Annotated in this window: 23 protein-coding genes; 12 read left to right on the top strand and 11 right to left on the bottom strand. The window is 67.0% G+C overall.

Annotated features, from left to right (window positions below; translation table 11 throughout):
- Positions 1-102: 102 nt before the first annotated feature.
- A complete protein-coding gene (locus UC32_RS14420) occupies positions 103-792 on the top strand; it encodes a hypothetical protein (RefSeq protein WP_045731884.1) in 690 nt (229 codons plus the stop codon).
- A 60-nt stretch (positions 793-852) separates the two neighbouring features.
- Here the strand turns inward: UC32_RS14420 and disA are convergent, their stop codons facing one another.
- From disA to UC32_RS14405, 3 genes are all read right to left on the bottom strand, one after another.
- The gene (gene disA, locus UC32_RS14415; protein WP_045731883.1) at positions 853-1,929 is read right to left on the bottom strand and encodes a DNA integrity scanning diadenylate cyclase DisA; all 1,077 of its coding nucleotides are present in this window, start codon (positions 1,927-1,929) and stop codon (positions 853-855) included.
- A gap of 261 nt (positions 1,930-2,190) precedes the next feature.
- Positions 2,191-2,682, bottom strand: a complete 492-nt coding sequence (locus UC32_RS14410) for a 2'-5' RNA ligase family protein (protein ID WP_045731882.1) — start codon at positions 2,680-2,682, stop codon at positions 2,191-2,193.
- Between the two features lie 102 nt (positions 2,683-2,784).
- A complete protein-coding gene (locus tag UC32_RS14405; RefSeq protein ID WP_235423675.1) occupies positions 2,785-2,991 on the bottom strand; it encodes a hypothetical protein in 207 nt (68 codons plus the stop codon).
- A 141-nt stretch (positions 2,992-3,132) separates the two neighbouring features.
- Here UC32_RS14405 and UC32_RS14400 point away from each other — a divergent pair, with 141 nt between their 5' ends.
- Positions 3,133-4,746 (top strand): peptide chain release factor 3, encoded by a 1,614-nt coding sequence (locus UC32_RS14400; protein WP_045731880.1) that lies wholly within the window; start codon positions 3,133-3,135, stop codon positions 4,744-4,746.
- 8 nt (positions 4,747-4,754) lie between these two features.
- Entirely contained in the window at positions 4,755-5,990 is a 1,236-nt protein-coding gene (locus UC32_RS14395) for a beta-ketoacyl-[acyl-carrier-protein] synthase family protein (protein ID WP_045731879.1), read from the top strand.
- A gap of 91 nt (positions 5,991-6,081) precedes the next feature.
- On the opposite strand, the gene UC32_RS14390 is transcribed toward UC32_RS14395, so the two are convergent.
- The 5 genes from UC32_RS14390 to UC32_RS14370 form a co-directional block, all read right to left on the bottom strand.
- Positions 6,082-7,485 carry an MFS transporter gene (locus UC32_RS14390; RefSeq protein WP_045731878.1) on the bottom strand — a complete coding sequence of 468 codons (1,404 nt, stop codon included), beginning with the start codon at positions 7,483-7,485 and terminating at the stop codon, positions 6,082-6,084.
- A 188-nt stretch (positions 7,486-7,673) separates the two neighbouring features.
- A complete protein-coding gene (locus tag UC32_RS14385) occupies positions 7,674-9,002 on the bottom strand; it encodes an enolase C-terminal domain-like protein (protein ID WP_045731877.1) in 1,329 nt (442 codons plus the stop codon).
- Positions 8,999-10,612, bottom strand: a complete 1,614-nt coding sequence (locus tag UC32_RS14380; protein ID WP_045731876.1) for an aldehyde dehydrogenase (NADP(+)) — start codon at positions 10,610-10,612, stop codon at positions 8,999-9,001. Before UC32_RS14380 ends, UC32_RS14385 begins: the two co-directional genes overlap by 4 nt.
- A 27-nt stretch (positions 10,613-10,639) precedes the next feature.
- The gene (gene kdgD / locus UC32_RS14375) at positions 10,640-11,554 is read right to left on the bottom strand and encodes a 5-dehydro-4-deoxyglucarate dehydratase (protein WP_045731875.1); all 915 of its coding nucleotides are present in this window, start codon (positions 11,552-11,554) and stop codon (positions 10,640-10,642) included.
- A gap of 175 nt (positions 11,555-11,729) precedes the next feature.
- Entirely contained in the window at positions 11,730-12,614 is an 885-nt protein-coding gene (locus tag UC32_RS14370) for a LysR family transcriptional regulator (protein WP_015935578.1), read from the bottom strand.
- A 139-nt stretch (positions 12,615-12,753) separates the two neighbouring features.
- On the opposite strand from UC32_RS14370, the gene UC32_RS14365 reads away from it, so the two are divergent.
- From UC32_RS14365 to UC32_RS14345, 5 genes are read left to right on the top strand one after another with little or no spacing between them, the layout of a single operon-like run.
- Positions 12,754-13,764 carry a tripartite tricarboxylate transporter substrate binding protein gene (locus tag UC32_RS14365; RefSeq protein ID WP_045731874.1) on the top strand — a complete coding sequence of 337 codons (1,011 nt, stop codon included), beginning with the start codon at positions 12,754-12,756 and terminating at the stop codon, positions 13,762-13,764.
- Between the two features lie 5 nt (positions 13,765-13,769).
- Positions 13,770-14,345: a tripartite tricarboxylate transporter TctB family protein gene (locus tag UC32_RS14360; RefSeq protein ID WP_052690593.1), complete on the top strand. Its 576-nt coding sequence runs from the start codon at positions 13,770-13,772 to the stop codon at positions 14,343-14,345.
- Between the two features lie 9 nt (positions 14,346-14,354).
- Positions 14,355-15,911 (top strand): tripartite tricarboxylate transporter permease, encoded by a 1,557-nt coding sequence (locus tag UC32_RS14355; protein ID WP_045731873.1) that lies wholly within the window; start codon positions 14,355-14,357, stop codon positions 15,909-15,911.
- Positions 15,908-16,312, top strand: a complete 405-nt coding sequence (locus UC32_RS14350; RefSeq protein ID WP_045731872.1) for a universal stress protein — start codon at positions 15,908-15,910, stop codon at positions 16,310-16,312. Before UC32_RS14355 ends, UC32_RS14350 begins: the two co-directional genes overlap by 4 nt.
- A 17-nt stretch (positions 16,313-16,329) precedes the next feature.
- Entirely contained in the window at positions 16,330-16,638 is a 309-nt protein-coding gene (locus tag UC32_RS14345; RefSeq protein ID WP_045731871.1) for a hypothetical protein, read from the top strand.
- Between the two features lie 83 nt (positions 16,639-16,721).
- Here the strand turns inward: UC32_RS14345 and UC32_RS14340 are convergent, their stop codons facing one another.
- The gene (locus UC32_RS14340; protein WP_045731870.1) at positions 16,722-17,210 is read right to left on the bottom strand and encodes an NUDIX domain-containing protein; all 489 of its coding nucleotides are present in this window, start codon (positions 17,208-17,210) and stop codon (positions 16,722-16,724) included.
- 111 nt (positions 17,211-17,321) lie between these two features.
- On the opposite strand from UC32_RS14340, the gene UC32_RS14335 reads away from it, so the two are divergent.
- Complete coding sequence (locus UC32_RS14335; protein WP_045731869.1) at positions 17,322-17,591, top strand: hypothetical protein; 270 nt, start codon at positions 17,322-17,324, stop codon at positions 17,589-17,591.
- Between the two features lie 114 nt (positions 17,592-17,705).
- Here UC32_RS14335 and radA read toward each other — a convergent pair whose 3' ends face one another.
- Positions 17,706-19,079 (bottom strand): DNA repair protein RadA, encoded by a 1,374-nt coding sequence (gene radA, locus UC32_RS14330; RefSeq protein ID WP_045731868.1) that lies wholly within the window; start codon positions 19,077-19,079, stop codon positions 17,706-17,708.
- Between the two features lie 68 nt (positions 19,080-19,147).
- A complete protein-coding gene (locus UC32_RS14325) occupies positions 19,148-20,275 on the bottom strand; it encodes an FUSC family protein (protein ID WP_015935587.1) in 1,128 nt (375 codons plus the stop codon).
- Between the two features lie 267 nt (positions 20,276-20,542).
- Between UC32_RS14325 and pstS the strand changes: the two genes are divergently transcribed.
- The 3 genes from pstS to pstA all read left to right on the top strand — a co-directional run bounded on the left by pstS (position 20,543) and on the right by pstA (position 23,816).
- Entirely contained in the window at positions 20,543-21,664 is a 1,122-nt protein-coding gene (gene pstS / locus UC32_RS14320; protein ID WP_045731867.1) for a phosphate ABC transporter substrate-binding protein PstS, read from the top strand.
- A gap of 106 nt (positions 21,665-21,770) precedes the next feature.
- Positions 21,771-22,703 carry a phosphate ABC transporter permease subunit PstC gene (gene pstC, locus UC32_RS14315; RefSeq protein WP_045731866.1) on the top strand — a complete coding sequence of 311 codons (933 nt, stop codon included), beginning with the start codon at positions 21,771-21,773 and terminating at the stop codon, positions 22,701-22,703.
- Positions 22,704-23,816: a phosphate ABC transporter permease PstA gene (gene pstA, locus UC32_RS14310; RefSeq protein WP_045731865.1), complete on the top strand. Its 1,113-nt coding sequence runs from the start codon at positions 22,704-22,706 to the stop codon at positions 23,814-23,816. It begins immediately after the preceding gene.
- Positions 23,817-23,828: the final 12 nt, after the last annotated feature.

The following is a 23,828-nucleotide window of genomic DNA, read 5'->3' as shown; positions in this document are numbered from 1 at the left end:
GCGCGCCGGAAAACCGGGCCTGGCCCTTGTTGTGACCAGAGCGATGGGCGGACGGCGGCGTGGTGGCGCCGCAGAACCGTGGACTTTCCCTAGCCTAGGAGGATGGTCAGGCAAGGCAATTCACCAGCACGCGGCAAGGCAACGGCACCGGGCTCCGGCGGTGCCCCGAAGGCCAGCGCTGCCGTGTACCGGCGCCGCAGGCTGTTCGTTGGCGGCGCGCTGCTGATGGTTATCGCCTTGGTAATCACTGGTTTTGCCATCTCAGGGGTCCTCGGGGGAGCCTCCCAGCAGGCCTCGTCCACCATGCCAACCACCGCCGCGCCGGCCGCATCGCCTGACGCTTCTGCCCCGCCGTCGGCCACTCCCTCCGCATCGGCGACGCCCTCGCCGTCCGCCACCCCCGGCTGCAACCAAAACCTCGTGACCATCTCGGCCTCCACTGACAAGGCGGCCTATGGCGACGGCGAGAACCCGCGGCTCACGCTGAAGGTGACCAACGGCGGTACCGTTGCCTGCGAGGTGAACCTGGGGACCTCCCAGATGGAGTTCCTCGTGACAAGCGGCGCTGACCGGGTCTTTTCGTCCAAGGACTGCCAGGCTGCCAGCGAGGACCTGGAAAAGACCCTGGCGCCCGGTGCCAGCGAAACAGCCAATTTCACGTGGCAGCGGAACCGGACCGTGGAGGGATGCCAGGCTGTGGCGGCCAAGCCCGGAACCGGCGGGGCGTACTACATCTTCACTGCGAAGCTCGGCTCCAAAGCCAGCCCGAAAGCTGTATTCCAGCTGAACTAGGCGCCACGGGGGACCTGCCCGGCCCTGCCCGTCCGTGCGGCCCGCATGGCCGTACCGGGGTCAGAGGAAACGGTCCAGCAGGCTGGCTTCGGCCATCCGGCTGAGGCCCTCACGGACAGTCCGTGCGCGCTGGTCGCCGATGCCGTCAACGGTCATGAGGTCATCGATGGTGGCGGCCATCAGGAACTGCAGCCCGCCGAAGTGGTCCACCAGCCGGTCCGCTACTGCCTTGGGTACGGCCTTCAGCCCGGAGAGCAGGCGATAACCGCGGGGCTGGACAACGGCGTCCAGCGTATCCACCCCGCCGGCGAAGCCGATGATCCCGGAGATCTTGCCAAGGTCGATCAGCTCGGTGGGGCCCAGGTTCAGGAGGGCGCTGACGGCCTTGTCAATGTCCTCGGGAGACGCATCCGGGCCCGCGTAGTCGCGGATGATGACGTCGCTGCCCGGCCCGCGGCCCACCGTCAGTTCATCGAGCTGGAGCGAGAGGAGCCGGCCGTCTTCGCCCAGTTCCAGCACGTACTGCGAGATTTCCTCCGAGATGCGGCGGACCATCTCCTGCCGCTGCAGTGTCACGGCCACGTCCCGGACGGTGACCATCGCCTCGATCTCCAGGGCGGACAGGGAGCTGGTCACCTGGTCCAGCCGGGCACGGTAGCGTTCCAGCGTGGCCAGGGCCTGGTTGGCCCGCGCCAGGACCTTTTCGGAGCCCTCCAGCACGTGCCGCAGGCCGTTGACGTACAGGGCGATGATCTGCATGGACTGGCTGACGGACACCACGGGAACGCCGGTCTGGATGGCGACGCGCTCGGCGGTACGGTGGCGGGTTCCGGATTCCTGGGTTTCGATGCTGGAATCGGGAACCAGTTGGACTGCCGCGCGCAGGATGTTGCCGGCGTCCTTGTCGCAGATGATGGCGCCGTCCATCTTGGCCAGTTCACGCAGGCGCGTGGGTGAAAACTCGATGCCGATGTCAAAGCCGCCGGAACAGATCGAATCGACGGTACGGTCCGAACCAAGAACGATCAGTGCACCGGTGCGGCCGCGGAGGATGCGTTCGAGGCCGTCGCGGAGGGGAGTACCGGGGGCCACCCTGCCCAGAGTTGCCCTGAGCGATTCTTCGGGGCTCCGCGCCATAAGTTTTCCCTTCAAAGGTGCGGGCAGAAACCCCGCAAGAATACCGGCATCCCTGTTTCACCGGCCGGATCAAAAGTACTCATTTTCCCGCAAGCACAATGATAGGGGCAAGTACCTTCAAATTCCGCATGGGCAAGCCCCAAAGTGCACCATTGGGGGTGTCCCTGAAATGCCTGCACCGGGCCTGCGGCGCAGCCCGCGCAGCATGCACTTTGGCCGCAGGACGGCAGGCTGATGAGCCCGGCCGGGTCCGGGAGGGGGTCAGAGCCCGGTGACCGACTTTGTGCTGCTGTCCCAGAGCCGCGCGCCCACCATGCGCCCGTCCAGCTTGAGGTCCAGGAGGTCCATGGCCTGGCCCAGCTGTTCGCCAGTAAGCCGCCGGGCCAGGGTCACATGCGGCGTCCAGGCCCCGGGAAGGGTTTGCGGGACGGCGCCGCCGATCCCCCGGTGCAGGCGCTGGTGCGCTTTGCGGAGCGGGATGGTCAGCACCACGGACCGGGCCAGGACATATTTGTCCCGCCCCGCGGCAAAAACCTGCGCGCCCGAGAAGGCGGCGGCCAGGGGAAACGCCCCCTCAAAGGCGTGAAGGGGCGGCACGGAGAGTTCCGCCCCTGCCGCGAGCGTGAGGTGCGGCCGGTTGCTGGCACCGGTATGACTGGCAAGGCTCGGAAGTCCGGCCCCGGCGAGCCGCACCCAATCGGCCCTGATGGCGGACTCGGTATCGTCGTCGAACACCAGCTCTATGCTGCGCATGCACCCATCATGCCTTTTCAGCCGGCAACCTACGTGATCCTGGAGCCAAACACCGAAGCGGACGGGTGGGCAGGCAGGTCCGAAGGGGAAGGAACGCCCGCTTCAGCGCGCCCGGACCCGGAGCATCCGCTCCAGGTCCCTGCTGACCCTGGCGAGCGATGCTGCCCGGAGCGCCTTCAGTTCTGCCGCCGACTGGACGCCCTTTGGGTGCTGCCCGGCGTCACCCTGGCCCGTACTGTGCTCCTGCATCCTGCCAGGAGCGATGGTGGAGGCGAAAGGATCGTGGAAGGGGTTACCCGGCGTCGTCATGCCGCCACGGTAGCGGGCCGTCATTTCGCTGCCTTGAACTGCCGGTTTCGCGGGTGTTAAGCGGACCGGTGCCGGTTTGCGGCACTGCGATAAAATTGGACTTTGGCTTCATCCAGCCGCAACCGCAGCGAAAGTAGCACCGTGTCCCAAGATGTCCTGACCCCCGCCCGGATCAATGCGATTCACAAGGAAGCGGGCCGCCGCAGGACCTTCGCCGTCATCTCCCACCCCGACGCCGGCAAGTCCACCCTCACGGAAGCCCTCGCCCTGCACGCCAAGGTGATCGGCACCGCCGGCGCCTCCAGCGGCAAGGCCAACCGCAAGGAAACGGTCTCGGACTGGATGCAGATGGAAAAGGACCGAGGCATCTCCATTAGCTCCGCGGCCCTGCAGTTCTCCTACCGGGACACGGTCATCAACCTCCTGGACACCCCCGGCCACGCCGACTTCTCCGAGGACACCTACCGCGTGCTGGCCGCCGTCGACTGTGCCGTGATGCTGGTGGACGCCGCCAAGGGCCTGGAAACCCAGACCATGAAGCTTTTCGAGGTCTGCAAGCAGCGGAACCTGCCCATCATCACCGTCATCAACAAGTGGGACCGTCCCGGCCTGGACGCGCTGGCGCTGATGGACGAGATCACCGAACGCACCGGCCTGCAGCCCATGCCGCTGACCTGGGCCGTGGGCATCTCCGGTGACTTCCGCGGTGTGTGGGACCTGCGCAACGACCGGTTCGCCCGGTTCCAACGCAACAACGCCGGCGCCCAGATCGCCCTGACCGAGTACTTCACGCCGGAGGAAGCCGCCGAAAGCCAGGGCAGCAACTGGTCTGACGCCGTGGATGAAGCCGGCCTGGTAGTCGAGTCAAACCTGGAGTTCGACGTCGACGCCTTCCACGCCGGTAAGGCCACCCCCATCCTGTTCAGCTCCGCCGCGCTCAACTTCGGCGTCAAGGAGCTGCTGGACGCACTGGTGGACTTCGCCCCACCCGCGGCGCCCCGCCCGGACGTGGACGGCAGCCCCCGCCCCGTCGAGTCCCCGTTCTCGGGCTTTGTGTTCAAGGTCCAGGCCGGAATGAACAAGGCCCACCGGGACCATGTGGCCTTCATCCGCGTGTGCTCCGGCGTCTTCGAACGCGGCATGGTGGTCACCCAGACCCGCACCGGCAAGTCCTTCGCCACCAAGTACGCCCAGCAGGTGTTCGGCCGCGAACGCGAAGTCATCGACGAGGCCTACCCCGGCGACGTGGTGGGACTGGTCAACGCTTCCTCCCTGCGCGTGGGTGACAGCCTCTTCCTCGAAGACTCCGTGGAGTACCCGGCCATCCCGCTCTTCGCGCCGGAACACTTCCAGGTGGCCCGCTCCAAGGACCCCAGCAAGTTCAAGCAGTTCCGCCGCGGCATCGAACAGCTCGAGCACGAGGGCGTCATCCAGGTGCTCCGCTCCGACGTCCGCGGTGACCAGGCGCCGGTGCTCGCCGCCGTCGGCCCCATGCAGTTCGAGGTGGTGGAGGACCGGATGGCGCACGATTTCAGCGCCCCCATGCGCCTGGAGCGCCTGCCGTACTCGCTGGCCAGGATCTCGACGGCGGACGCCATGCCCGCGCTGGCCAACGTTCCGGGCGCGGAGGTGCTCCTGCGGTCCGACGGCGAATACCTCGCCCTGTTCAATGACGTCTGGGCCCTGCGCCGGATCGAAAAGAACCACCCGGACCTGACCCTGGTGCCCATCGGCACGCACAACCCCGCAAAGTAAGGGCACCAATGACGGAACCCACCACGGCCCAGCCGCGCGCCCTCGTCACCGGCGCCGGCACCATCAATCCACTTGGCGCCAGCGTCAGCGAAACCTGGGAAGCATTGCTCGCCGGGGAATCCGGCATCACCGCGCTGGAGGAGGACTGGGCCGGGCAGTTGCCCGTCAAAATCGCCGGGCAGGTGTCCGCGGACCTCTCGCAGCACCTCAGCACCCGGGAACTGAAGCGCATGGACCGGTGTGGACAGCTGGCACTCATCGCCGCCCGCGAAGCCTGGACGCAGGCCGGCGCCCCTGAGGTGGACCCGGAACGGTTCGCCGTGGTGATCGGCTCCGCCTATGGCGGGCTGGGGTCCACCATCGAGCAGGACCGGGTGCTGGCGGCCTCGGGACCCCGCAAGGTCTCGCCGCACACCCTGACCCGGCTGATGGTCAACGGCCCCGCAGCCTGGGTGTCCATCGACCTCGGTGCCCGCGGCGGCGCGCGTACTCCCGTGAGCGCCTGCGCTTCCGGGGCTGAGGCGATTGTCCAGGCAGCCGAGATGATTCGCTCCGGTGCTGCCGACGTCGTCATCGCCGGCGGCGTGGACGCCTCCATCAACGACCTCGTGATCAGCGGCTTTTCCCAGATCCGTGCGCTGTCCACGCGCCCGGGTGATCCGGCGGAAGCGTCACGGCCGTTCGACGGCGGCCGGGACGGCTTCGTGCTGTCCGAGGGGGCCGGGATTGTGGTGCTGGAAAGTGAAGCGCACGCCCGGGCCCGGGGCGCCGCGATCCTCGGCGAAGTTGCCGGGGGTGCAGTGACCTCCGACGCGAACGACATCGTGGCGGCGGACCCTGCCATGCAGCGCCGCGTCATGCAAAAAGCGCTGGCCTCGGCCGGGATGGAACCGGCGGATATCGGTTTCGTCCACGCGCACGCCACCTCAACGCCCGTGGGGGACCGGCTGGAGGGCCAGGCCATCAGCGCCATCTTCGGCACCGAGGTGCCCGTGACGTCCACCAAGGGGCACACCGGCCACCTGCTGGGCGGCGCCGGCGCCCTGGCCGCCGTCGTGGTCCTCGAAGCGCTGCGCACCGCGCAACTTCCCGGGACGCTGAACGTGGAGGCCGTGGACGCCGAGGTGGACCTGAACGTCGTCACCGGACCTGCGCACGCCCTGCCCGCCTCAGCCCGCACCGGTCTGGTCAACGCGTTCGGCTTCGGCGGACACAGCGTGGCGCTGGTGATCGCGGGCGCGTAGCCAAAAACGCCGGGAACGCTGGAACGGTGCGGGGACGCTGCACCGAGTCAGCGTTCCCGCACCGTTCCAGCGATTTGGATGGTGTTACGGGTCAGGCGCGGGCGGCCACTGGTTCGTCGGCCGCCTCCGCCGCCTTGGCTGAGGGTTTCGCGGAATCCACGACGGCGTCCCCTCCGCTGCGGCGCTCCTTCAGGAAGTAGACCAGGCCGGCGGCGACAGTCGACGCGGCGGCCAGCGCGAACAGGCCGGGGACCACGCTGCCGGTCTGCTCCTTGATGATGCCGAAGCCGAACGGCGCCACGAAGCCGCCAAGGTTGCCCAGCGAGTTGATGATGGCGATGGCGGGGGCCAGGACCAGCGGGTGCAGTCCGGACTGCGGGATGGTCCAGAACAGCGGCGAAGCGCTCTTGAAGCCCATGGCGGCGACCGCCAGGAACACCAGTGCCAGCACCGGTGAGGCGATGGCGGCCGCGAACGTGCCCACTGCAGCCACCAGCAGCGCCACCACCAGCAGCGGCTTCTTGGACTTTGCCTTGTCCTGCATCTTGGCGGCGAAGTACATCGCGAACACCGCGCAGACCCAGGGAATGGAGGACAGGAAGCCCACGGTCAGGTCCGTGGTGCCGGGGATCTGCTTGATGATGCTGGGCAGCCAGAACGTGTTGGCGTAGATGGACAGCTGCACGGAGAAGTAGATGCCGCACAGCAGCAGGATCTGCGGGTTAAGCAGCATCTTCCAGCGGTTGAGCTTGCCGGCAGTGGCGCCTGTCTTGTCGCCTGTGTTGTCGCCGTTGGCAGCGGAGTGCTGGGCGTCCTCGTCACTGATGGCCTGCGTGAGTGCGGACTTTTCGGCCGGGGAGAGCCACTTGGCATCCTTGATGCCGGCGTCCAGGACGAAGAACACGGCCATGCCCACAACAACGGACAGCGCTCCCTCGAAACCGAACAGCCACTGCCAGCCGCGCAGGCCAAGTACACCCTGCAGGCTCAGGAGGGCACCGGCCACCGGGCCGGAGATCGCCGCGGCCACGGAGGAACCGGCGATGAAGATGGCGGTGGCCTTGCCGCGCTGCCCCGCGGGGACCCAGCGGGCGAAGTAGAAAATGACGGCGGGGAAGAACCCGGCCTCTGCGGCGCCCAGCAGGAAACGGAGGACGTAGAACATGGTTTCGTTCTGCACGAACGCCATCAGGAAGGAGACGATGCCCCAGCTGATCATGATCCTGGTCAGCCAGATTTTGGCGCCGTACTTCTCCATCATCACGTTGCTGGGAAGCTCGAAGATGGCGTAGGCGATGAAGAACAGGCCCGCGCCGAAGCCGTAGGCCGCGGCGCCGATGCCCACGTCGGCCTGAAGGTGGTCCTGCGCGTACCCGATGTTGGAGCGGTTCAGCTGGTTGCAGACCAGCATCACCAGCATGATGGGCAGGACGCGCTTGAAGAATTTCTTCGTGGCCGAGGCCACGTCCGTGACGGCATTGTCCACAGACACCATTGAGTATTTCCTTTGGGATAGATCTAGCTGCCGGCTGTGGGGCGGGGGAATGTGGGGCGCGCCACAGCGACTCAATTACTTTAGGGGACAGGCATGGGGAGGGCCCCTTTTGTGTCCGGCGTGCAGAACAAAAGGGGCCCCCAGGTTTGTGGCAGCTGCGTTCCCGGTCCGGGGCGGCTGCCGCGGTCCTACCTGACCAGGCAGGGCCGTTTCGGATCGAAGGACCAGCCGTCGATGTAGTACTGCATGCCGATGCTGTCGTCCCGCGCGTCCAGGCCGTGCTCCAGGTACAGCTGGTGGGCCCTGTCCAGTGCCTCACGGTCCAGTTCGATGCCCAGGCCGGGTGCGGCCGGGACCTCGATGGCGCCTGCCTTGATCTGCAGCGGGTTCTTGGTCAGGCCCTGGCCGTCCTGCCAGATCCAGTGCGTGTCCAGGGCGGTGATCTCACCCGGGGCCGCGGCGCCGGTGTGGGTGAACATGGCCAGCGAGATGTCGAAGTGGTTGTTCGAGTGCGAGCCCCAGGTGAGGCCGAACTCGTTGCACAGCTGCGCCACGCGGACCGAGCCGTGCATGGTCCAGAAGTGCGGATCAGCCAGCGGAATGTCCACGGCATTGCTGCGGATGGCGTGGGACATCTCGCGCCAGTCCGTGGCGATCATGTTGGTGGCCGTTTTCAGGCCGGTGGCCCGGCGGAATTCGGCCATGACTTCGCGGCCGGAGAAGCGCCCCTCGGCGCCGCACGGGTCCTCGGCGTATGCCACCACGCCCTGCATCCGCTTGCCCAGCCGGATGGCGTCATCGAGGAGCCATCCGCCGTTGGGGTCCAGGGTGACCCGGGCATCCGGGAAACGCTTGGCCAGGGCCGTGACCACGTCCACCTCGTCGTCGCCGGACAGGACGCCGCCCTTGAGCTTGAAGTCACTGAAACCGTAGCGCTCCTGCGCGGCCTCGGCGAGGGCGACGACGGCTTCCGGAGTCATTGCCTCCTGGCGGCGGAGTTCTTCCCAGCGGTCCGACGGCGATTCCTCCACGAGGTAGGGCAGGTCGGTCCGTTTGTGGTCGCCCACGAAGAACAGGTAACCCAGCATGGGCACCGACGTGCGCTGCTGCCCGTCGCCGAGCAGTTCCGCCACGGGAACACCGAGGAACTGGCCGTGCAGGTCCAGCAGGGCCGATTCAACGGCGGTGACGGCATGGACGGTGGTGCGCAGGTCGAAGGTCTGCAGCCCGCGGCCGCCGGCGTCGCGGTCGGCGAACTCCGCAGCGACGTCCCGCAGCAGCGAGCGGTAGCGGGCCACCGGTTTCCCCTTGAGCAGGGCGCCGGCTTCCTCGATGGTGGTGCGGATCTTTTCGCCACCGGGTACCTCGCCCAGTCCGGTGCGCCCGTCGGAGTCGGTCAGGATGACAACGTTGCGGGTGAAGAACGGGCCGTGCGCACCACTGAGGTTCATCAGCATGCTGTCGTGCCCGGCGACCGGAACTACCTCAACACCGGCAATGGTGGGCTGGCCGCTCATGCGCCAACCCCAGCCTTCTGGGGTGCTGCCACGACGTCGCCGTCGATGCGGCGGTTGAGGTGCCAGGGGTTGGTGTCCTGCAGGGGTGCGGGGAGCAGTTCCTGGGGGATGTTCTGGTAGGCGACCGGGCGGAGGAAGCGGTTGATGGCGAGGGTTCCCACGGAGGTGGTGCGGGTATCGGAGGTGGCGGGGAAGGGGCCGCCGTGGACCATGGCGTGGCCTACTTCGACGCCGGTGGGCCAGCCGTTGACGATGATGCGGCCTACTTTTTGTTCGAGGACGGGGATCAGGGGTGCCGCCGTCGCGTAGTCGGCCTCGGTGAGGTGCAGGGAGGCGGTGAGCTGGCCCTCGATCCGGGAGGCTGCCGCCAGCAGGTCTTCGGTGCCGGTGTAGCGGATAACCAGGGAGGCGGCGCCGAAGATTTCTTCGTGGAGGACGTGGTTGGTGGTGAACTGCTCCACGCCGGTGCCGAAGATCGCCGGTGCGGGGGCGTTCTCGGTGGGGCCGGGGGTGCCCTGGCCGATGAGTTCGACGCCGTCGGCTGCGCTGAGTGCCCCGGTGCCGGTGTTCCAGGACCCGGCGATGCCTGCGGTGAGCATGGTCTGACCGGCGCTGGCGGCCACGGCGCGTCCGACGGCGGCGGCGAATTTGTCGCCTGCCTCGCCTGCGGGGGCGAAGAGCAGGCCGGGGGAGGTGCAGAGCTGCCCTGAGGATCCGGTGACGGCGGTGACGTAGGCGGCGGCGAGTGCGTCGATGCTTTCGGGATCGCCGGTGAGGGCGCCGTCGAAGACGAAGACGGGGTTGAGGGAGGACATTTCGGCGTAGACCGGGATGGGTTCCGGGCGCGCGGCGGCGGTCTTCATAAGGGCGATGCCGGCGGACTGGGATCCGGTGAAGCCGACGGCCTTGATGGCGGGGTCTGCCACGAGGGCCTGGCCGATGCTGGAGCCGGGGCCATAGATCAGGGAGAACACGCCGGGGTGCAGGCCGTTGTCCTGGACGGCCTTGGCGATGGCCTGGCCTACGAGTTCGCTGGTGCCGGGGTGGGCGTTGTGGGCCTTGAAGACCACGGGGCAGCCGGCGGCGAGGGCCGAGGCGGTGTCGCCCCCGGCGGTGGAGAAGGCCAGCGGGAAGTTGCTGGCGCCGAATACGGCGACTGGGCCCAGGGGGATCTGGCGCTGGCGGATGTCTGCGCGGGGCAGGGGTGCCCGGTCCGGGATGGCGGGGTCGATGCGGACGCCGCGGTAATCGCCTTGGCGGACCACGGCGGCGAAGAGGCGCAGCTGTCCGGTGGTGCGGGCGCGTTCGCCGGTCAGCCGTGCGGCGGGCAGGCCGGTTTCCTGGCCGGCGCGGACCAGCAGTTCATCGCCGATCGCTTCGATGTTCTCGGCGATGGACTCGAGGAAGGACGCGTGGGTTTCCGGATCCAGGGTGCTGAAGGACGGGTAGGCATCTTTCGCTGCCGCGGTGGCCGTGGCGAGTTGTTCTTCGGTGAGCAGCGTGTAGGCGGGCTCGAGGGCCTCGTTGGTGGCGGGGTTGAACCCGAAAGTGGTCTTGCCTTCGCCGGCAACCGTCCGGCCTGCGATGAGTGAATGTCCGGTGAGGGTCATGGATTGCTCCTGTGTCTTCGGTGACGGTTAGGAAACGGTGGCGATCAGGGCTTTGAGGTCCGCGAGGTCCTGCGGCGCCAGGTTCTGCAGCGGCGTGCGGACCGGGCCAGCGGAACGGCCGATTGCGTCGAGGCCGCCCTTGACGATGGACACAGAGTAGCCCTTCACGCGGTCGCGGATATCCAGGTAGGGGATGACGAAGTCGTTGAGCTTCTTGTTTACGGCGGTGCGGTCCTGGTTGCGGACGTCCTGGTAGAAGTCCAGGGCGAACTGCGGAACAAAGTTGTACATGGCGCTGGAGTAGGTGCTCATCCCGAGCTGGAGCAGGGGCAGCGCGAAGGTTTCGGCTGTGGGCAGGCCGCCCAGGTAGAAGAGCCGGTCGCCGAGCTTGGCGTAGACGCGGGCATCGTGTTCGAGGTCGCCCACACCGTCCTTGAAGCCGATGAGGTTTGCATGGCGGTCCGCCAATGTGGCCACCGTGGTGTCCTTGTAGATGGCGTTCGCGCGGTTGTAGATGATCACGCCGAGGGACGTGGCGCGGCAGACGGCGCTGACGTGCTCCACCAGGCCGGCCTGGTCGGCCTCGGTCAGGTACGGCGGCAGGAGCAGGATGCCGTCGGCGCCGGCGGCTTCGGCGGCCTTGGCGTTCTCGATGGCCTGGGCTGTGGATCCGCCTGCCGAGGCGAGGACCGGAACACGGCTGCCCACTTCGTCGACGGCGGTGCGGACTACGCGCTCGGACTCGGCGGGGGTCAGGGAGAAGCCTTCGCCGGTGCCGCCCGCGGCAAAGAGGCCGGCCACGGGGAAGCTTGCCTGCCAGGCCAGGTGCTTGCGGTAGTTCTCCTCATCGAACTGGAGGTTGGCATCGAAGGATGTCACGGGGAAGGACAGCAGGCCTTCCTTGAGGGTGTCCGCCAGTTCATTGGGGGTGTACTTTGCCACGGTGTGGTCCTCCGGGTGTGTGCGCCGCGAAGGCGGCAGGCCGATGATTCCCTCCCAGCGTAGGAGCGCCGCTGATGCCTGTCTAAGTGTTTTTTTATATGTATTGATACCTTTGCTGCATCATGATCGCGCGGGTACCAAAGCGGTGATGCTTGCGGTGCCCGGCCTTCGGGATTTACTCCATGGCGAATTCCAGGTCGCGCAGCAGGCGGGCCAGGGCCGGGTTGGTGATCCGGCGGTTCCATAGTGCGTGCAGTTCCACTTCCTCCCCGCGTCCGGCCTCAAGCGGCAGGAACTCGACGTCCTTGATGCCCAGCAGGGTGGCGGAGTGAGGCACGAAGGCCAGGCCGCGGCCGGCGGCCACCAGCGAAACCATGGTGAGGATCTGGCTGACGGTGTGCACCACGTTGGCGTGGCGGATAGGCAGCATCCGCACCACAAGGTCGTAGAAGTAGCGGGCCTGGGTGGGGGAGTGCATGATCAGCGGCTCGTCCTTGAAGTCCTCGGCCGTGATGTCCCGGGCGAGCAGGGTCAGCGGGTGCCCGGCCGGCACCGCCACCACCATGGATTCGCGGTAGAGCAGGTGTGAGTCAAAAGTTTCGCTGTCGAACGGCGGCCGGGCCAGGCCCAGATCGAGTTCCCCGGTCAGGAGGCCGCTGAGCTGTTCGCCCGTCACCAGTTCCTGCAGGTCAATGTCCACATCCGGAATGATGCCCGCCAGTTCGCCGAGGAGCGGGCCCAGGATGCTGAAGCCGCTGGCAGCGGTGAACCCCACCCGCAGGACGCCCGAGCGTCCCGAAGCAATCCGGCGGGCTGTCACCGGGGCCCGCTCGGCAAGTGCCATCAGCCGCCTCGCCTCGTCCAGGAAGGCTTCGCCGGCCGAGGTCAGGGTGACTTTCCTGTTGTCCCGTTCCAGCAGTTCGGCCCCGACGATCTTTTCCAGCTTCTGGATCTGCCGGCTCAGCGGCGGCTGCGTCATGTTCAGCCGCTCGGCCGCCCGCCCGAAGTGGAGTTCCTCGGCCACGGCGATGAACCCGGCCAGCTGGTCGAAAGTAAACATGATGCCTTCCGGGTATCAAATGATGCAGATATGGGCTTAGACAGGCATCATAACCGCTCCCTACACTCGACAAAGCGAACGGGGTGACCCGATTCACAGATTGTTCCGGGCCCCACCCGGAGACTAATGAGGAGTTCCAATGAAGCACTTCCCCACCCGCCGCGCCATCCTCGGCACTGCGTCGGCCTTCACGCTGTTGGCCCTGACGGCATGCGGCGGCAACGTTGGCGGCGGCGCCGCGGCCGGCAACTCGTCCAAGTTCCCCAGCGGTCCGGTGACGCTCACCGTCGGCCAGGCGGCCGGCGGCAGTACCGACCTCATCGCCCGCGCCCTGGCTGAAGGGGCTACTAAGACCCTCGGTTCCCCCATGCCGGTAGTCAACAAACCCGGTGCCAACGGAGCCCTGGCCACCAAGGAAGTGGCAGGCAAGACCGCAGACGGCCAGGAACTGGTACTGCTCACCGCATCGCTGATCACCATTACCCCGCTGGCCGTCAGTGCCGATGAAGCCGTCAACATCGATGACCTGGACATCATCGCCGGGCTCTCCCAGGACGACTATGTCCTCGTGGCCAGCCAGCAGTCAGGCTTCAAGAGCTTCAAGGACGTCACCAGCGCCGGCCGCAACGTCACGTTCGGCACCACGGGTGTGGGCACCGGCAGCCAGCTGGCCCAGACCGTCCTGTTCAAGCAGGCCAGCGTGAAGGGCACCGACGTTCCCTTCGACAGCGGCAAGCCCGCACTGACCGCCGTCCTGGGCAACCAGGTTGAACTGGCCACCATCCAGCTCGGCGAGGCCATGGCGCAGATCGAAGCCGGCAAGGTCTCCCCGCTGCTCGTCTTCTCCGAGGAGCGCAACAGCTTCCTGCCCGATGTGCCGTCCGCCAAGGAAGCCGGCTACGACGTCCCGGTGGCCCAGTACCGTGCGGTGGCAGCACCCAAGGGCACCCCGCAGGAGGTCAAGGATAAGCTCCTGGCATCCTTCCAGGACACCTTCAAGACGGACGCCTACAAGGAGTTCAACAAGAAGAACCTGCTGACGCCCAAGGAGCTCAGCGGCGAGGAAGTGGTCACTGAATGGAAGGGCTACGCCGAGAAATACAAGGAGCTGGTGGAGAAGTACGACATCAGCCTCGGCGGGAACAAGTAAGGACCATGGAGACAACTCCAGCAGTATCCGCCGGGCGTGACGGCAGCACCGCCGTCACGCCCGGCGCGGACGCCACCAACGACCTGCCCGAATCCCTGACCCCTGAGCAGCTCGCGGCGCAATGGGAAGAGGAAAAGCCTCCTGCTGCCGGGCCGCTGGCCAATGCCGCGTCCTCCCTGGTGGTGCTCGGCGTCGGCATCGGCGCCCTGGTCCTTTCGGTGGCCATGGGCCTGGGAACACTGTCGGCCCCGCAGCCCGGGCTGTGGCCCTTCATGGCCAGCTGCGTGATGGTGGCGCTCGGGCTCTTCCAGCTGATCCTGGGCCGCCACAACCGGGACGCCGAGAAATTCACCCGGATGTCGCTTGCCCCGCTGATTGGCCTGGCCACGCTCGCCACGATGGTTGCCCTGATGCCGGTGATCGGCTTCGAAATCCCCGCGTTGGTCCTGTGCGTCATCTGGATGAAATTCCTCGGCGGCGAAACCTGGCGCTCAACCATCCTGATCAGTGTCCTGGTGGTGGTTGCGTTCTACGCGATCTTCATCCTGGCCCTGGGCACGTCCATTCCCCACCTCTTCTAGGAGACCACCGTGGATTTTCTGAATCCTGTGATTAACGGTTTCTCGGTCGTCCTGGAACCGATGAACCTCCTGTACTGCCTGATCGGCGTCGTCATCGGCATGCTGATCGGCGTGCTCCCCGGCCTGGGACCGGCCGCCACCATCGCCATCCTGCTGCCCCTGACCTACGGCGTTGAACCGGTGACGGCCATCATCATGCTCGCGGGTATCTTCTACGGGGCCCAGTACGGCGGCACCATCACGTCGGTGCTGCTGCGGCTTCCGGGTGAAGCATCCTCCGTGGTCACCGTTTTTGACGGTTACCAGATGGCCCGGCAAGGCAAGGCCGGCACCGCGCTGGGCCTGGCCGCCATCGGCTCGTTCATTGGCGGCACGGCGGCCATCATCGGCCTGACCTTCCTGGCGCCGCTGGTGGCAGGCTTCGCCCTGGACTTCGGGCCACCCGAGTATTCCGCACTGGCCATGCTTGGCATTCTGCTCGTGGCAACCATCAGCGGCGGGTCCAAGGCCAAGGCACTGATCGCCGCGTCGGTGGGCCTCCTGCTGGCCACCGTGGGCCGCGACATCTTTACCGGCGAGAGCCGTTTCACCTTCGGCAGCATCCAGCTCGCGGATGGCATCGATTTCGTGCCGATCGCCATGGGCATCTTCGGCCTCGGCGAGATCCTCTACAACCTTGAGGAACGGCACCGCGCCGCCAAGGCGCCGTCGAAGGTTTCCAACGTCTGGCCGTCGAAGGGCGAACTGAAGCATGCCTCAGGTGCCATCGGCCGCGGGTCCGTGCTCGGATTCTTCCTCGGCATCCTTCCCGGCGGTGGCGCAACCATCGCCTCCATGGCCTCGTACGCCATGGAAAAGAAGCGCGCCAAGCAGCCCGAGCGGTTCGGCAAGGGTGCGCCCGAAGGCGTAGCCGGACCTGAAACGGCGAACAACGCGGCAGCAACGTCGTCGTTCATTCCGCTGCTGACCCTGGGAATCCCCGCCAACGCCACCATGGCCCTGATGTTCGGTGCACTGCTGATCCAGGGCGTCACCCCGGGACCGCAGCTTGTGGAGCAGGAACCCGAGCTGTTCTGGGGCGTGGTGAACTCCATGTACATCGGCAATATCCTGCTGCTGATCATGAGCCTGCCGCTGGTGGGAATCTTCGTGCGGATCCTGCGGGTCCGCGCCGCCATCCTCGCCCCGATCACCGCACTGATCACGCTGCTGGGTGCCTACACCATCAACAACAGCATGTTCGATGTGACGCTGGTAGTGGTCTTCGGCGTGGTGGGCTACCTGATGAAGAAGTTCGGGTTCGAACCCGGCCCGCTGGTCCTGGCCTTCGTCCTGGGCGAGCTGCTGGAAAGCTCCCTCCGCCGCTCGCTCCTGGTGTTCGACGGCGACCCCACCGGATTCTTCACCCGGCCCATCTCGGCCACCCTGCTGGCGGTCTTCGTCCTGGTTGCAGTGATGCCGGGCATCCGCAGCCTAATCGCCAAGCGCAAGCGCACGACGGCGGCATCCGCCTTGGCCGGCGACGGCACCAACAACGGCGCCAACAACATCAAGGAGAAGGTATGAGCATCATCGTCGGGTTCGTCCCCACGCCTGCCGGGGAGGCTGCCCTCACCGCAGGCATCGCGGAGGCGCAACTGCGGAACCAGCAACTGTTCATCGTCAACTCGGCCCGCCAGGGTGCACTGGTGGACAAGTCCGTCGCCCCTGAGGACGTACTGGCCGAGGCCGCGGCCCGCGCTACGGCCGCCGGCATCAAGGCAACAGTCATCCAGCCGCCGTACCAGCACGACCTCGCCGACGAATTCCTGGACGTTGCACGGGAGGTGGATGCCTCGCTTATCGTCATTGGGCTGCGGCACCGCACCCAGGTGGGCAAGTTCATCCTGGGGAGCCACGCGCAGCAGATCCTCATGCAGGCCGACCGTCCCGTGCTGGCCGTCAAGGCCGCCGGCGGAAACTTCTAGCAGGAACGGGAGCCGGCATGTATCAGCGCAGCCCTCTTCGCAGGATCGCTGCCAGGCGTGGGCCGGTCCGCGTGGCGGCCCCGGTCCAGGTGCAGGTCCCTGACTGGTCCAGGCTGGGCCGGGGCGACGACGTCGAGGTGATGGCGGCCCGGGGAACGGCCGTATCCGGGACGATCGACATGATTGCAGCGGACCGCAGTGTGTTCTGGATGATCCGGCGCGACGGCGGCGGACGGACCATGGTCTGTTCCGGCGACGACGTCAGCGTTGCGATGATCGCCCGGGCAAAGGCTGCAACGCTGGAACATCCTGCCGTCCAGGTGTGACCACCCGGAAGGTTCGGGAACAAAACTGGTTTGCCGGAAAGGCCGGTGGTCCGTCACGGACCACCGGCCTTTCGCATCCACCGTCATCCGGCAGCGCCGAGCTCCTTCAGCAGCGCGTCCAGGACAGGAATCTGGCCTTTGACAAGCTTTTCCCGCGCGGCAGGAACCGGAAACCAGCGGGCATCGTCGATCTCCGGAAAGTGCTGGATACGCCCGGAGCCTTTGGGCCACTCAAGTGGAAACGTGTTGCTGACGATACTTTCGGGCCGGAAATCCTGTTCCGCCGTGAACACGGCAATGACCTTGCCGCTGGACTGCCGGAACTCACCCAGCAGCCGGTACTCGGCGGCCGGAGCGGGCGTGCCGATTTCCTCCGCGAATTCCCGCAGGGCCGCTGCGAGCGGATCCTCGCCGTCACCGTATTCACCCTTGGGAATGGACCAGGCATGGGCGTCCTTCCGGGCCCAGAACGGTCCACCCATGTGGGCGATCCATACGTGGACACCCGGAGTTGAGCCGGGGCTGTCCGTGTCCCGCCGATACAGCAGGAGTCCCGCGCTTCGAACCGGCATCTGCCCTCCAAGGTCGAATCAAAAAGTGGAAAACTGCCCTCCGGTGTTAACCCGCAGTTCACGGCACTGCCTTAGGTTATTCCTTCAGGCACTCTGCTCGAAGGGACCATCATGGCCAACATCGCTGAGGTTATGGGACGGCTCACGCCGGAAGAACTTGATGAGCTTCACCGCCTGGGGCCGCAGGGCCACTTGCCCCGCCACCTCCAGGACGCCCTGGACCGGGCCGCCGGCGGGCCTGGTTCCGGCAGGGGGTACTACGTGCCCACGGGAAACGTCAGCTCCACGGGCGGCCCCCTGCTGGTGCTGCGCAGCGACGTCTCCACGTGGCTGTTCAGCTCCCACCGGGACGATCCGGACCAGCTTCCGCAGCACCCCTGACCCCGCCACTGCCCGGAGTTTTTGGACAGATATGAGGGGCTAAACCCCCTGCAAGTCACTGTATCTGCCCAAAAACTCCAAAGGGGGTTTTGGGGGAGAGGTGGGCAAGGAGGGTCAACCGATCAGCAGGCTGAGCGCCTCGGTCAGGTGTTCCACCTCGCGTACCGAGAAACCGGCCGGAACCGGCCCGGGCCCTGTGTGGCTGGCAGGGACCACGGCGTGGGTGAACCCCAGCCGGTGGGCTTCCTGGATCCGCTGGTTGATGCCGGGAACCGGCCGGACCTCACCGGCCAGGCCCACCTCGCCGAAGGCGATCAGCCGGACGGGCAAAGGCTTGCGGGCCTTGGCCGAGGCCACAGCCAGGGCAACGGCCAGGTCCGTGGCGGGCTCGCTGAGCTTTACCCCGCCCACCGTTGCCACGTAAGAATCATCCTTGTGCAGCTGCGTTCCGGCGCGCTGCTGCAGCACGGCCAGGAGCATTGACACCCGGGAGCTGTCCAGGCCGCTGGTGGCCCGGCGCGGCTGGGAGTTGGGGCTTTCCGCCAGCAGCGACTGCACCTCGGCCAGCAGCGGGCGGCGCCCCTCCATGGTCACGGTGATGCAGGTGCCGGACACGGGATCCTTGGTGCGGCTGACGAACAGCCCGCTGGGATCGGTGAGCCCTTCAATACCGTTCTCGTTCAGGTCGAAACAGCCGACGTCGTCCGTGGGCCCGTAGCGGTTCTTGACGGCCCGGAGCAGCCGCAGCCGCGAATGCCGCTCACCCTCGAACTGGCAGACGACGTCCACCAGGTGCTCCAGCAGGCGGGGCCCGGCGATGGACCCGTCCTTGGTCACGTGCCCCACCAGGAGGGTGGTCATGTTCCGCCGTTTGGCTGCGGCAATGATGGAGGCCGCCACCTCCCGGACCTGGGACACGCCACCGGCGCTGCCGTCCACGTCGGCGCTGCTGAGTGTCTGGACGGAGTCCACGATCAGGAGCCGCGGTTCAATCTTTTCCACCTGCCCCAGCGCCTGGCCGAGGTCCGTTTCCGCGGACAGGTAGAGGGATTCGGCCACGGCGTCGATCCGCTCGGCACGCAGCTTCACCTGCGCGGCAGATTCCTCGCCGGTGACATACAGGACATCCTGTGCCGTCCGGGCGAACTTTGCGGCCACGTCCAGCAGCAGCGTGGATTTCCCGACCCCGGGTTCGCCGGCCAGCAGGATGACGGCCCCGGGGACCAGGCCGCCGCCCAGCACCCGGTCCAGCTCCGCTACGCCCGTGGGCAGGAACGCGGCCGTGGTGGCGTCCACCTCGGCAATCCGCCGGGCCGGCTCCACAACCGTAGTGGCCGCCGTCGTACGTGCAACGGCCGTGCCTGTTTCCTCAACGGTGCCCCACGCCTGGCACTCGCCGCAGCGACCCACCCACTTGACGGTGGTCCAGCCGCACTCGGCGCATTTGTACGCGGGCGCCTTGGAAGCCCGGGAAGTCTTTGTTGCCATGCCTCCAACCCTACTGGCGGGCACCGACATCGGGGCTCCGGCCCCGCCCGCCTGCGCGCGGGCGGCAGCTATAGAGCCGGCAGCACGTCCCGCGCCTCCTGGGCATCCATGCCCGTGGCCTCCAGCAGGTCCACCATCAGCGGCCGGAACAGCATCACCACCGTTTCGCCCTCCAGCCGCTGCACCTCGAGCAGCTTCGGGTGCAGCCGCAGGGCGATCTCGCTGAGCTCGTTCCGTGCCGTGCGCAGGTGGGCGCGGCGGACGCCGTCGTGCGTTTCCGCGAGGCCCAGCGAGAGCTCCTCGATGGCGGCAGCGGTTTCCTGCAGCACCTCGGCGATGTTCTCCGTGGCCTCATCGGAGAGCGCCGCGTGGTTGATGGCGCTGGTGAGCCGCCGCGCGAACACCCGGCTGTTGCGCAATGCCAGGTCGATGAAATCGAGGGACTCCTTGAGCCGGTCCAGCTCGTCCCGGTGCCGGCGATGGGCGGGCGCCAGCCGCGCCACCTCATTGGAGGCCCGCAGCGAGTGCCGCATCCCGTCCACCAGCGGCTGGCAGTTCCGGCCGCGGACCAGGGCGTGCCATGCCTTGGTGGAATCGCTGTGCGCCAGCGCCTCCGCACACTCGCGCAGCACCTCCGCCAGTTCATGGAGCAGGTTCTGGACGTCCTTGCGCGGCTCCCTTCGCGGATCCTTCGGCATCAGGATGGTCACCAGCAGGGCGCACAATCCGCCCACCACGGCGTCGATACTGCGGGTGAACGGCCCGCCGGACGGCGCCGGCAGCAGCACCACCAGCAGCGACTGCAGCGCCAGCTGCGTGGTGAAAATGTTGCCGCTGTCGAGGAAGCGAGCCAGCAGGATGGAAAACAGGAGTACGACGGCGGCCTGCCAGATTCCGCTGCCCAGCCAGTGCAGGAGCAGGTCGCCCACGGCGATGCCGATGGTGCAGCCCAGGCCCACCTCCAGGACCCGGCGCAGCCGAGGCTCACGGGAGAACCCCAGCGCAATCAGGGACGATGTGGCGGCGAACAGCGGCCCCGAGTGTCCCAGCACGTATTCGGCGAACGCGTAGGCGCCCACGGCGCAGACGGTCATCTGAATGGCCGGGACAAGGGAGTTGCGGCTCCGGATGATCCCGGTGCGGAAGCGGCCGCGCAGGAAGTGCCTGCCTGCTGAAAGTCCTGCTGCGGGAGCCATGGCGTCAAGTCTATTTGCTGCCCGCGCAGGTTCCCGCGCACGCTCACGCCCGGGCAGGCCCACTACGGCGATCAATGTGACCTGCGCAATGGTGACCCGGCAAGTGTTAACCAAAGTCCCGCCGTCGTTAAGGTCCCGTTCACTTTGGGCCGCCCATCCCGTTACCTGCGGCCCATAACTTTCTTGAAGGTACAGAACGTACGCATCGCGCGGCAGGGTTTCTCCGGCCCCGCCCGCACCTGAATAACCCTGGAAGGGGTACACGTAGTGAAGGCACTTCGTTTCGGCCGCCACGCGGCAATCGCTGTTATCGCAGCCGGCGCCCTGGCGCTCACGGCCTGTGGCTCAGACAACGCCACGGGCACCACGCCTGCCGGCAACCAGACTTCCTCCGGCCCCAAGGTCACAGGCACCCTCACCGGCATCGGCGCATCCTCCACCGGCGCAGCCATGGACGCGTGGAAGGCAGGCTTCGCCTCCGCCAACCAGGGCGCCACCGTGCAGTACTCCCCGGACGGCTCCGGCGCGGGCCGGAAGGCGATCATTGACGGCTCCGCCCAGTTCGCCGGTTCGGACGCATACCTCAAGGACGAAGAGCTCGAAAGCTCCAAGGCCGTCTGCGGCCCCGACGGCGCCATCAACATCCCGGTCTACATCTCGCCGATCGCCGTTGCGTTCAACATCCCCAACGTCACCGAACTGAAGCTGGACGCCACCACCGTGGCCAAGATCTTCCGCGGCCAGATCAGCAACTGGAACGATCCCGCCATTGCCGCCCTGAACGAGGGCGTCAGCCTGCCGGACCTGAAGGTCACCCCGGTGAACCGCTCTGACGACTCCGGCACCACCACCAACTTCACCGACTACCTGGCCTCCGCTGCCCCCGAGGTCTGGACGGACAAGTCCTCCGGTGTCTGGCCCGCCAGCCTCCAGGGCGAGAACGCCAAGGGCACCTCCGGTGTGGTTAAGACCGTCACCGACACCCCCGGCGCCGTGACCTACGCCGACGACTCCGCAGTGGGCGGCAAGCTCGGCACCGCCTCCATCAAGGTGGGCGACGAGTTCGTCAAGATCTCCGCCGACGCCGCCGCCAAGGCTGTAGAAGCCGGCAAGCCCGTTGACGGCCGCTCCGCCAACGACGTGTCCATCAAGCTGGACCGCAAGACCACCGCTGCCGGCGCCTACCCGGTGGTGCTGGTTTCCTACCACGTGGTCTGCAGCACCTACGACAAGCAGGAGACCGTTGACCTGGTCAAGGCCTTCGAGAACTACGTAGTCTCCGACGCAGGCCAGCAGGCCGCCGCCGACTCCGCGAAGTCCGCCCCGCTGTCCTCCTCCCTCGCGGAGAAGGCCCAGAAGGCCATTGACTCCATCAAGGTCAAGTCCTAGCAGCCGTACCAAACCCGGGTTCCCCGCCTGCCGAGAGGCAGGCGGGGAACTTCGGTTTGGACGCAGCAATCTTTTTCGTGCCAGTTAACGATCGAAGGGCCGTCGAATGACCGCCACCTCCCTGACCAGCACCCAGGGCGCCGGCCGCGCCGGGGACAAAGTCTTCTCGGGCGCCGCGCTCGCCGCCGGCTGCCTCATCCTCGCCGTCCTGTTCGGCGTCGCACTCTTCCTGGTGGTCCAGGCCATCCCGGCGCTCACCGCCCCCGCCGCAGAAATCCAGGGCGGGGCCGGCTTCTTCGCCTACATCTGGCCCATCGTGATCGGCACGCTGATCGCCGCCGTCATCGCCCTGGTGATTGCCACTCCCATCGCCATCGGCGTTGCACTGTTCATCTCGCACTTCGCCCCGCGCGGCCTGGCCGCAGCCCTGGGCTACGTGGTGGACCTGTTGGCCGCCATCCCGTCGGTGGTCTACGGTGCCTGGGGCGCAACATTCCTGGCGCGGGAGATCTCCCCGGCCTACAACTGGCTGGCGGACAACATGGGCTGGCTGCCCATCTTCCAGGGACCGGCCTCGGCCACCGGCAAGACCATCCTGACGGCGGGCATCGTCCTGTCCGTGATGGTGCTGCCCATCATCACCTCGCTGTCCCGGGAAATCTTCCTGCAGACCCCCAAACTGCATGAGGAAGCCGCTTTGGCCCTCGGCGCCACCCGCTGGGAAATGATCAAGATGTCCGTGCTGCCCTTTGCCCGGCCCGGCATCATCAGCGCCGTCATGCTCGGCCTCGGGCGTGCGCTCGGCGAGACCATGGCCGTGGCCCTGGTGCTGTCCTCCGGTGCGCTGACCGCCAGCCTCATCCAGTCCGGCAACCAGACCATCGCCGCCGAGATCGCCCTGAACTTCCCGGAGGCCAGCGGGCTGAAGGTGAGCACCCTGATTGCCGCCGGCCTGGTCCTGTTCGTCATCACCCTGGCCGTCAACATGATTGCGCGCTGGATCATCACCCGGCACAAAGAATTCTCGGGAGCCAACTAAATGACCTCCACGCTTACCCCGGTGCGCAGCAAGCGCTCGGCACTGACCAAGGGCCAGCTGCCCAAGTACGCCCCGTACATCGTCCTGGCCGCCGCCCTGATCGTGGGCGCCGCCATCCTGGCGCTCATCGGCTTCAACGCCTTCGGGTGGGGCATCGTCTCGGCCCTGCTGTTCGCCGTCGGCCTGGTGTCCTGGAGCGCCGCCGTGGAAGGGTCCCGCAAGGCCAAGGACCGGCTGGCCACCTGCCTGGTGGTGGGCTCCTTCCTGGTTGCGCTGCTGCCGCTCGTCTCGGTGATCTGGACAGTGCTGGTCAACGGCATTCCCGGGCTCCTGAACCCCGGGTTCCTCAGCAGTTCCATGAACGGCGTCACCGGCGTCTACGACAACCGGGCCGTTGAAGAAGGCGCTCCGGTCCTCGGCGGCATCTACCACGCGCTCCTTGGCACCGTGCAGATCACCCTCCTCGCCACCGTCATTTCCGTGCCGGTGGGCCTGCTGACGGCCATCTACCTGGTGGAGTACGGCAACGACGGCCGCCTGGCCCGCGCCATCACCTTCTTCGTGGACGTCATGACCGGTATCCCGTCGATCGTGGCCGGCCTCTTCGCAGCGGCATTCTTCTTTGCCGTGGTGGGCCCGGGAACCAAGACCGGTGCGGTAGCCGCCGTCGCGCTGTCCGTCCTCATGATTCCCGTGGTGGTCCGCTCCAGCGAGGAAATGCTGAAGATCGTCCCCAACGAACTCCGCGAGGCCTCCTACGCCCTTGGCGTGCGGAAGTGGCGCACCATCCTCAAGGTGGTCATCCCGACGGCGATCTCCGGCATCGCGTCCGGCGTAACCCTGGCCATCGCCCGGGTCATCGGCGAAACGGCCCCCATCCTGGTTACCGCAGGCTTTGCCACCAGCATCAACTCCAACGTCTTCGGCGGCTGGATGGCCTCGCTGCCCACCTTTATCTACACCCAGATCCTCAACCCCACCTCGCCCGCCAACCCGGACCCGTCGTCGGAGCGGGCCTGGGGCGCTGCGCTGGTCCTGATCATCCTGGTGATGATCCTTAACCTCGCCGCACGGCTGATCGCCAGGATCTTCGCCCCCAAGACGGGCCGCTGAGCCCGCAGCCCC

This window comes from Pseudarthrobacter chlorophenolicus, assembly GCF_000962805.1.
GTDB classification, from domain to species: Bacteria; Actinomycetota; Actinomycetes; order Actinomycetales; family Micrococcaceae; genus Arthrobacter; species Arthrobacter chlorophenolicus_A.
Note: the sequence above shows the minus strand (reverse complement) of the source record. Positions and strands in the feature narration are given on the sequence as shown.